The sequence below is a fragment of the Sphingobium sp. PNB genome, assembly GCF_019873065.1.
Taxonomy (GTDB): Bacteria; Pseudomonadota; Alphaproteobacteria; order Sphingomonadales; family Sphingomonadaceae; genus Sphingobium; species Sphingobium fuliginis.
This window is the reverse complement of sequence record NZ_JAINEZ010000008.1, coordinates 85,387-94,340: the sequence shown is the minus strand read 5'-3', so window position 1 is coordinate 94,340 and position 8,954 is coordinate 85,387. Positions and strand designations below refer to the sequence as shown.

Here is an 8,954-nt window from a genome sequence, read left to right as displayed (position 1 = left end):
GGATAGGGACGGGGGACAAGATGCCGGTCGATGACGGCAACGGGGGCGACGGCAGGCTCGCTCATGCAATGTCCTCTCTCTTGGGGACCGTGCCGCAGCTCTGCATCGATGCAGTCATCCGGCATGATCCTGGTGCAGAGGCGATTTTGGTCGCCCGAACGGAAATCGAGCCTGCCGGGCGGTAGGTCGATTGGAGCCGCCGTTGCGTGGGGGCGTCAGCCTTGCATCGCGCCGAAACAGGTCCGCAATTCTTCGACGAAAAGCGCCGGCTGCTCGAAGGCCGCGAAATGGCCGCCGGCATCCAGTTCGTTCCAGTGAATCAGACGCGGGTAGCTGCGTTCCGCCCAGCGACGCGATGGACGGAAGATTTCCTGCGCAAAGATGCTCACGCCCACCGGAAGGTCCAGTTTTCGGGCCTGAAACGCACTGGCGCTTTCCCAATAAAGCCGCGCCGATGAGGCGCCGCTGTTGGTGAACCAGTAGAGGCTGATCACGTCCAGCATTTCGTCCTGCCTCAGGGCATCCTCCGGCACGCCCTGATTGTCGGTCCACGCCTGGAACTTCTCGTAGATCCAGGCGGCCTGCGCGACGGGTGAATCGGCAAGGCCATAGCCGATCGTCTGCGGGCGGGTGCCCTGCAATTTGGCGTAGCCGGAATCATGATCCTGATAATATTGCATCCGCTCGACCGTTTTGGCCTCGGCGGGGGTCAGATCGGCAAAGTCGCTTTCCACCGGAAAGACGAGCGGCATGTTGAGATGGACGCCGATGCATTCCGGCGGCGCCGCCATGGCGATGGCGGTCGTGACCGCCGCGCCCCAGTCGCCACCCTGCGCGACGAAGCGGTCATAGCCCAGCCGGCGCATGAGCTGAATCCAGCCATCCGCGATTGTCTCGACGCCCCAGCCGGTGGCCATTGGCTTGTCCGAAAAGCCGTAGCCGGGCAGGGAGGGTATGACGACGTGGAAGGCCGGGGCATCCGGCGCGCCATGGGCGGCGGGATCGGTCAGTGGTCCGATCACCTTCAGAAACTCCAGCACCGATCCCGGCCAGCCATGGGTCAGGATCAGCGGCAGCGCATCCGGCCGGGGGCTGCGCACATGGATGAAATGGATCGAAAGACCGCCTATCTGGGTTGTGAACTGGGGCAGGGCATTGAGCGTCCTTTCGCACCGCCGCCAGTCATAGCCCTCCGCCCAATAGGCGCACAGATCGCGCAGCGCCGCGAGTGGAACGCCCTGACTCCAGTCGCTGACCGTCTGCGTCTCGGGCCAGCGGGTGCGGCGCAACCGGTGACGCAGATCGTCCAAAGCCTCCTGCGGAACATCGGCGCGGAAGGCCGTGATGGCGGCGGTCATCCGATCATCTCCTCGTCAAAACTGGATGCCGAGCGCCGCGACGGTGCCCAGATCCTCGCCCGCCACGAAGATGCGCTCGACGATATGCGTGCCCTTCTGGCCCCATTCGTCCATGTTCGCGATCCACGCCTGCATCGCATAGGGCGGCCAGCGGCGATAATATTCCCACAGCGTGTCGTCGTCCGGCACGCCGAGCGCCCCCGTGTCGACCAGGCAGCGGCGATAGTGGCGTAGCAGTTCCCGGTCATGGGCGCGCCGTTCCTCGATCGTGAGGGCGCCCAGCACGAAATAGGTGAAGTCGCGGATCGGCCGTCCCTTGCGGACGAGCTGCCAGTCGAGCCAAACGCGCTCGCCATCGGGGCGGACATAGCTGTTGCCCTGATGGCTGTCGCCATGGACGAGGCACCATGGCCCCTGTTCCTTGGTCCGCGCGAAATCGATCAGGGCGTTGTAGACGTGATGCAGGCGGGAGAGATCGCCCTTGATCCAGCCCGGCAGGAAGGCCTGATAGTCAGGCTTGGCATGGTTCTGCTCGGCAAAGCCGTACATCATGGTCAGTTGCTGCGTGTCCACCGGCGTCGCCATGGAGACGGGCAGCCAGTCAGCCGCGTGAAGGACGGGGCTGTCCCAGAAGGCGCCATGAATGCGGGCGAGGCTGGCGACCGCGCGCGCCGCTTCCTCCACGCCCATATGGTCGGTGCTGATGCCGAAATGGCCGCCCTCAATGGACAGATCCTCCATCACGACCAGTCCCTGACCGCTGTCGGGGCGCGGGTCCCATGCCTCGAAATAGGATCGCGGGGCGGGGAAGGCGACGTGGCGGCGAAAATCCTCATAGAAACGGGCTTCGAGGCGGCAGATGCCCTGACTGTCGAACTGCGCCCAATTGGCCTTGAGGCAGACATTTTCGGGAATGCCCGCCGCCTTGCCGACATCGTTGAGGGTCAGTCTCACCTGATATTTGGTGGTGTGGCTGTTGCGGAGGAACACCTCCTCCATCCCCTCGACCACGATGCCGGGATAGCGCGGCTGCATGATCTGCGTCAGCCATTGCGCTGTCACATCGTCCAGATGGGCGGGAATGCCGACCGGATTGGGCATGCTCGACATGCGGGAAGTTCCTTATCTGATTTTCTTGAGTTCGCGCAGCGCCCGGTTGGCTGCGATCCGCCCGGCAATGCCCGATACGCCGCCGCCCGGATGCGCGCCCGCGCCACCGATCAGGAAGCCGGGGAAAGGCGGCTTGGGGCCGCCAAAGCCGGTGGCAGGGCGATGGACGCCCGAGCGCAGCGCGCCGAAGTCGATATGGGTCACGCAGCCATTGGTGACGTTGAGGCGCGTTTCGCGTTCCCGCGCGGTCTCGACGAAGCGGCCGACCTCCGTGTCCAGACCGTCGTAAAATTCACCCAGATGGCTGATGACAGAGGCCATGGTCCTGTCCTTGAGCGTGGGCGACCAGCCTTCCCGCGCATCCACGGCCACGCCCGGCAGGTAGACATAGGCGAGCGAGCCGCCGGGAGGCGCCTGCGTCGGATCGGAATTGGACAGCGGGCTGAGCGACATGGCATGCCGGTCGGGAATGTCGCCGCGCCGCGCCATGGCGAAGGATTGGCGCACTTCCTCCGGTGTGCCGATCAGGCCGACCGCCTTGTTGAGATCGGCGTCATCATGGCGCAGGTCCTGATGCTTCTTGAGGCTGAGCGGACCCGACATGGCGATGTTGGCGAGGAAGGGCGCGGCGTTCGACCGGTTCGCCGGGGCATGTTCGATCCGCTGTGTCAGCGCACGCGGCACGCCGCCGGGCGTCGTGAGGCGCATGGCCGTGCGGGGATCGCAGGTCGCGATCACCATTTTGGCGCGGATGACCCGACCGTCCTCCAGCCGCACGCCCTTTGCCGCGCCGTCATCGACGATGATCTCGGCGACGGGCGCATTGAGTTCGATCGTCGCGCCCGAAGCCTCGATGCTGCGCGCGAGCGCGTCGGAGAAGGATTGCAGGCTCCCGATCGGCTTGCCGGTGCCATATTTATGGGTGACGGCGAAGATCATATAGGCGGCGGCATTGCCGTCATCGTCGACGGGGCCAGCCCCTGCCGCGATGCCGAGCAGCAGGGCGATCGTTGCCGGATGCTCGAACCGCTCGCACGCGATCTGGTCGGCCGTCGCCTTCGACATGGCGATCAGCTCGTCCTTCAACCGGACATTGCGGACCGCGCTGCCGATCATCTTGGAGAGATTTCTGACGTCCGGCCGCCCCGGCTCGGCCATCATGAGCGGAAAGCCAATGTCCATCATGACGTTCAGTGTCTTCATGAACTCCAGATAGGCCTTGCCGTCATTGCGGTTGATGCGCGTAATATCCTCGGCCGTGCGATGATAGTCGTAGAAAAGCGCGATGGAGCTGCCGTCGGGATGGAGATAGGCGTAGGTCGGATCGGGATCGACAGTGCGCAGGCCGTATTTGTGCAGGTCGAAGTCCTCAATGATGCCGGATTTGCGCGCGAACAGCAGTTCGACGGCGCAGGGCGTCACCATATGCTCCGGAGCTTCGGGAATCATATAGCCCGAACTGGTCATGCCGCCGACCTTGGCCAGGCGCTCGACCACGACGACCTTCTTGCCTGCCTTCGCCAGATATCCGGCGGCGGCCATGCCATTATGCCCTGCGCCGATGACGACGACGTCGACCTGATCCGTCATTTCCTGTTCCCCTTCTTCGTGCCCGGTCAGCCCTTCGCGGCGGCGGTATAGGCCTTGCCCCATTCGGCCAGCGCAACGAGGCGGGTCTTGCGATCGGCCTGGATCTGCGGGATTTTCCCCTCATCCGGACCATCGGGCACGATCACCAGCGGTTCCTTGCCGAGGCTGGCGAGGGCAAGAGCGCAGACCTCGGCGGGATCATAGGCAATGGAATAATCCATCCCCAGCCCCTCGGTGGCGCGGCGCAGGGTCGGCGTGTCCATGATCGGCGCGGCCATGCCGACGATGTCGACATTCTGCCCGTCCAGTTCCGCCCAGAGCGATTCGACGAAATTGAGTTCGAAAGCCTTGGTTGCGGAATACATGACAAGCCAGGGCTGCCCGCCAAGGCCCGCGCCGGATGACATGACGACGAGGCCGCCCTTGCCGCGCTTCAGGAAGCGATTGCCAAAACCATGGACCGCCTCCAGCACATTGGCGGCGTTCATCGTCAGCAGCCGCAACGAGCGATCGACCGGTGCGCCCAGGAAGCTGTTGCCCGCGCCGTCGGCGCCGGCATTGGAAATATAGAGGCCGATGTCGAGATCGGCGGTCGCCTCGACCAGTCGGCTGCCCATGCCCTGTTCGGTGAGGTCGGCGGTGATGGCCCGATATTCGATGCCATGTTCGGCCGCCAGCCGTTGGCCCAGCGCATCGAGCGCCTCCTGCCGGCGTGAGACGAGTACCAGATGGATGCCCATGGCGGCGAGCTGTTCCGCATAGCAGGCGCCGGTCCCTTCGGAAGCGCCGGCGATGACGGCCCAGGGACCGTATTTTTCGGCGAAAGCGGCGCGGTCGAAGGGCGGAAGGTCGATTTTACGCATCGCGTGCAAGTCCTCTCTTGGTGCCGGCCTTATCGGCGCTGTCGGCGATTGCGCGGACCCTAGAAGAGGAGCGCCCCGCGACAGCCTATCGGGAGGCAGGGCCGCATCAAATCGGAATGAAACGGCCCATGGGGAGGCACATGGCAAAAGAATGTCGGAGGGGTGCTTGTCGTATAATGACAAAAACGTCATTAAATGAAAATGCTAATGAGAGGAGGTGATTCGGATGCGATCTGAAGCAGTGGAAAAGCGCATGGCGGACAAGCGGCCTGTGGCCTTCGTCGCTGATCCCGTGGGCATCGCCGCATCGCTGCGGTCCTTGCTGGAGGACCATGCCGCCGCCTGCGAACGCGAGCGGCGGATCGTTCCGCCGGTGATGGCGGCGTTGCGCGCGTCCGGCCTGTTCCATATCACGGCGCCCCAGCGCGCGGGCGGCCCCGGACACAGGCTGACCACCCATATCGAGACCGTGGCCGAACTGGCCAAAGGCTGCGTCGGCACCGCCTGGGCCTATGGTCTTTTGTCGGGGATCACCGGGACCGCGCTCGCACTGCCGCCGACCATGACGGGGCGGCTGTTCCGAACCGGCGAGGAACTGTTTTGCAGCGCCTCCGCGCCTTCGGGCAAAGCGGTCGCGGTGCCGGGCGGCTATCGCGTCTCGGGGCGTTGGGGCTATGGATCGGGATGCCTTCACGCCGACTGGGCGCTGAACGGCGTCATGATCGATACGGATCGGGGCGCCGAACAGGCTCTGGCGTTTCTGGACCTGCGCGATGCGGCCTGTTCGATCGAGGACAACTGGCATGTCGCGGGCATGGCCGGCTCCGGCAGCAACATGATTGTCGCGCAGGATTTGTTCGTGCCGGAGGAACTGATCCTCTGGTCGTCGCGCAGGCCGCCCGCGGAGGCGATCCTGGCGATGGAGGGGCTGGAGCCGCGCGACCGCTGGCCAATGGAGCCGCTATTTCCCCTCGGCGTGCTCGCGCCGATGCTGGGCGCGGCGACGGCGCTGCTCGAAGGTGTGGTGCAGGCGATGCCCAAGCGGCAGGTGGTGGGCTGGACCTATGCCGGGCAGAGCGGTTCGGAGGCCTTGGTCGGCATGACCGGCCGCGCGGCGATGGAGATCGATTCGGCCTGGCTGCATGTGCGCCGGGCCGCCGGGATGCTGGACGAAACCGCGCAACGCCGCGTGCTCACGGGCTTTGACAAGGCGCAGCTCCAGGCCGATTGCGGCTATGCGATGGAATTGCTGCGCGCGGCGGGCAACCGGCTGATGGATGTCGCCGGGCCGGGCGCCTTTGCCCTTTCCAGCCCCTTGCAGCGGATGTGGCGCGACCTGAGCGTCGGCACCCGCCACAATGCGCTGAACGGGCAGCTTTCGCTGGAGCTTTATGGCCGGGCGATCACGGGCCTTCCGTCCAATATCGCCCTGCTGCCCGACATCACGCCGGCCCCGGTCTGGGCGGAACCGAAATGACAGGAGAAGGACATAATATCATGGCACAACCGACCGCGCAGGAAATCGCAACATTCCTGAAGACCCAGGCCGACCTGTTCAGCGAGGGCCGTATTGACGATTTCATTGCGGCGTTCCGCGCGATCGCGCCGGGCGGCTTCAAGGTGCAGGACCCGGCCACCGGCCCGGTGCAGGAAGGCTGGGACAAGCTGGAGGCGCTGTGCGGGCAATATGTCGGATGGAAGCTGATCGTCGAGGATGTGAAGGTGAGCGGCAACGAAGCGGTCATCTATGTCCGCAATGAAGGCGACTATAACGGGCATCCTGTCAGCGTGCACAGCATCGAACATTATATATTCGGCGAGGATGGCAGCCTGCTTGCGCGCTATTTCCACCCGATGCAATAGGGAGGCGATGACCGACGCCGTGCCTGTTTCCCCCGCTGTCGATCCGCGCACGGCGGCGGCGGCAATCAGGCGTGCACGGATGCGTGAGCGGTTGCTGGACGCCGTGCTCGACCTGTATCAGCCGGGGCAGGGCAGCGGCAGTCTGGTGATCGACGACGTGATCCGCGCCGCGGACGTGTCGCGCGGCAGTTTCTACAAATATTTCGACTCCCTTGACGCTGCGGTGAATGAACTGGGCGAGCGGATGACGGCGGACCTGATCGCTGATTTCCGCAGGCTGTTCGACGATGTGACGGACCCGCTGGTCCGGGCGGTCGGCGGCGCGGCCATGGCGATGGCGCGGGCCTGGCATGATCCGCGCTGGGGCGGTTTTACCTGCCGCGTCGACTATGTCGATTATTTCGCGCGGGCGAGCATGTTCGACCTGCTGGTGCGCGACGCGCTGGATGCCGCGCGGAATGGCGGGCAGATGACGTTCCGGTCGCTCGACGTGGCGGTGGACCTGATCGTCGGCATGACGATCGAGGCGCGGCGGCGCCTGATGCTCCGGTCGGTCGAGCCACGCGCCTATATTGACGAGATGATTGAACGCACCTTCGCCGGGCTTCGTGCAGACCCCGCCGCCATCGAAGCGGCAAGCGTGCGGGCATGGGATGTGATGATACAGGCCGCGCCTCGCCTTGGCTGGTGGCGGAGTGGGGAGGGGCTGGGCTGACCGACGGACCCCGAATGCAATCGGAGAGGAATTGGCTCCAGGAGTGGCCGATGCCCTAGGGCCAATCGACATTCAGCCCTGACGGCCTGCAAATGGTTGAAGCGAGGCACGTGACTCGTTCCAAGGGTCACGAAAAACCACCATTTTCGGCACGTCATCATCTGAATGTCGATTGGCCCTAGAGCCGGGTCCAGCAAGGCGTCCCGGCCTTGTCCAGCGGACCGCAACTGGCCACGCGCGTCGCGCCGTTGGAAGCGATCAGGATCAGCCAGTCGCCGCTATCCTCGCACCGCAGCGCCCAGGCGGCATTGGGACCGATATCGCCCCTGAACAGAGCCTTGGACGTGCGCGTGCATGTCTGTCCCGCATCATGCATGAGCTTGGCGAAGGCCGCGCTCCGGCCGGTCGCACTCTGGGTTTCGATGGCGTTGCTGTAGATGTTGCGGCTGCTGCCCTGCCGCGTCATTTCGGCATAGCCGATCCGGACGAGCAATATGACCGCGATCATTGCTGTGGGCAGCAGCGTCCACAGCATCGCGCGACGAATGTTACCGCCGGCATGGCCGCATGCGCGGCACCACCCTCCATAACCTTCCTGCGGCGTTTTGCATCTGGGGCATTTCATCATGCCGCTCTACAGGCGCCCGGCCCAACGACACCCTATCCTTGGAGAGGAACGGACCGCTCCGCGCTGCTCCATTCTATAGAATATGGAATCGCAGGACATATATTCCGAACCCTATTGGGGTTTGACCCCGGATCGGCACGATTCGGCCGAGACTTTACAGTCCCCGGCGACGCGGCGTCAGGCCGTGGCGGCGGTGCTGCGATCGAGGATCGTGTCCGGCGTCATTCCGCCCGGCGCTCTGCTGCGGGAAATGGCACTGGCGCAGGACCTGAATGTGAGCGCGACACCCATTCGGGAGGCGCTGGGCACGCTGGCCTCGGAGGGGCTGGTCGAGGTCGAAACGCACCGGCTGAAGCGGGCGACACCGATCGACCCTGACGTGACCCGGGACCTGATCCGCGTGCAGGCCGAACTGTGGCGGCTGGGTTATGGCTGGGGCATGCCCCGTATCGGCGCGGCGGAGATCGTAGCACTGGAGCGGGCGATCGCGCGCTATCGGGCGGCAGTGGAGAGCGGCGAATATATGGCCGCGGTCATGGCCGGCCTCGATTTCCATACCATTTTCATCAAGGCCTCGGAGAGCCGCGAACTGTTGCGCTCGACGCTGGACCGGCGCGGGTTGATCGCCCGCTTCATTTTCCTGCACGGCATTGCAACTCTCCGCGAAAGCGGTCTGCGCCAGCATGAGGCAATATTGCAGGCGTTCATGGCGGGCGATCGGGACGGCGTGCTGGCCTGCCTCGACCGGATGGCGGCGCGTCTGATCGCCCTGTGCGATAGCGATGCCGTGCCGGGCGGCGATCAAGATCAACACCAAAAGGACTGAC

The 8,954-nt window shown here is 64.8% G+C and carries 10 protein-coding genes; 5 read left to right on the top strand and 5 right to left on the bottom strand.

The window, feature by feature from the left end:
* The coding region (locus K7W03_RS05015) for a hypothetical protein (RefSeq protein WP_222885731.1) at positions 1-185 on the top strand (185 nt) is incomplete at its 5' end.
* Between the two features lie 30 nt (positions 186-215).
* Here the strand turns inward: K7W03_RS05015 and K7W03_RS05010 are convergent.
* The 4 genes from K7W03_RS05010 to K7W03_RS04995 are packed head-to-tail and all read right to left on the bottom strand — an operon-like array spanning position 216 to position 4,921.
* Positions 216-1,358, bottom strand: coding sequence for an epoxide hydrolase family protein (locus tag K7W03_RS05010; RefSeq protein WP_222885730.1), 1,143 nt, complete (start codon positions 1,356-1,358; stop codon positions 216-218).
* A 15-nt stretch (positions 1,359-1,373) separates the two neighbouring features.
* On the bottom strand, positions 1,374-2,468 hold the full coding sequence (locus K7W03_RS05005; RefSeq protein ID WP_222885729.1) for a phosphotransferase: 1,095 nt from the start codon (positions 2,466-2,468) through the stop codon (positions 1,374-1,376).
* A 12-nt stretch (positions 2,469-2,480) separates the two neighbouring features.
* On the bottom strand, positions 2,481-4,058 hold the full coding sequence (locus K7W03_RS05000) for a phytoene desaturase family protein (RefSeq protein ID WP_066563924.1): 1,578 nt from the start codon (positions 4,056-4,058) through the stop codon (positions 2,481-2,483).
* Positions 4,059-4,084: 26 nt separating this feature from the next.
* Positions 4,085-4,921 (bottom strand): SDR family NAD(P)-dependent oxidoreductase, encoded by an 837-nt coding sequence (locus K7W03_RS04995; RefSeq protein WP_066563066.1) that lies wholly within the window; start codon positions 4,919-4,921, stop codon positions 4,085-4,087.
* 226 nt (positions 4,922-5,147) lie between these two features.
* On the opposite strand from K7W03_RS04995, the gene K7W03_RS04990 reads away from it, so the two are divergent.
* Genes K7W03_RS04990 through K7W03_RS04980 form a run of 3 tightly spaced genes read left to right on the top strand, consistent with a single transcriptional unit; the run spans position 5,148 to position 7,499 of the window.
* Positions 5,148-6,398, top strand: coding sequence for an acyl-CoA dehydrogenase family protein (locus K7W03_RS04990; RefSeq protein WP_226869706.1), 1,251 nt, complete (start codon positions 5,148-5,150; stop codon positions 6,396-6,398).
* Positions 6,399-6,418: 20 nt separating this feature from the next.
* Positions 6,419-6,784 carry a hypothetical protein gene (locus tag K7W03_RS04985; RefSeq protein WP_102999827.1) on the top strand — a complete coding sequence of 122 codons (366 nt, stop codon included), beginning with the start codon at positions 6,419-6,421 and terminating at the stop codon, positions 6,782-6,784.
* A gap of 7 nt (positions 6,785-6,791) precedes the next feature.
* The gene (locus K7W03_RS04980; protein ID WP_102999828.1) at positions 6,792-7,499 is read left to right on the top strand and encodes a TetR/AcrR family transcriptional regulator; all 708 of its coding nucleotides are present in this window, start codon (positions 6,792-6,794) and stop codon (positions 7,497-7,499) included.
* 178 nt (positions 7,500-7,677) lie between these two features.
* On the opposite strand, the gene K7W03_RS04975 is transcribed toward K7W03_RS04980, so the two are convergent.
* Complete coding sequence (locus K7W03_RS04975) at positions 7,678-8,034, bottom strand: hypothetical protein (protein ID WP_066563057.1); 357 nt, start codon at positions 8,032-8,034, stop codon at positions 7,678-7,680.
* A 277-nt stretch (positions 8,035-8,311) separates the two neighbouring features.
* Here K7W03_RS04975 and K7W03_RS04970 point away from each other — a divergent pair, with 277 nt between their 5' ends.
* The gene (locus K7W03_RS04970; protein ID WP_319024296.1) at positions 8,312-8,953 is read left to right on the top strand and encodes a GntR family transcriptional regulator; all 642 of its coding nucleotides are present in this window, start codon (positions 8,312-8,314) and stop codon (positions 8,951-8,953) included.
* Position 8,954 lies beyond the last annotated feature (1 nt).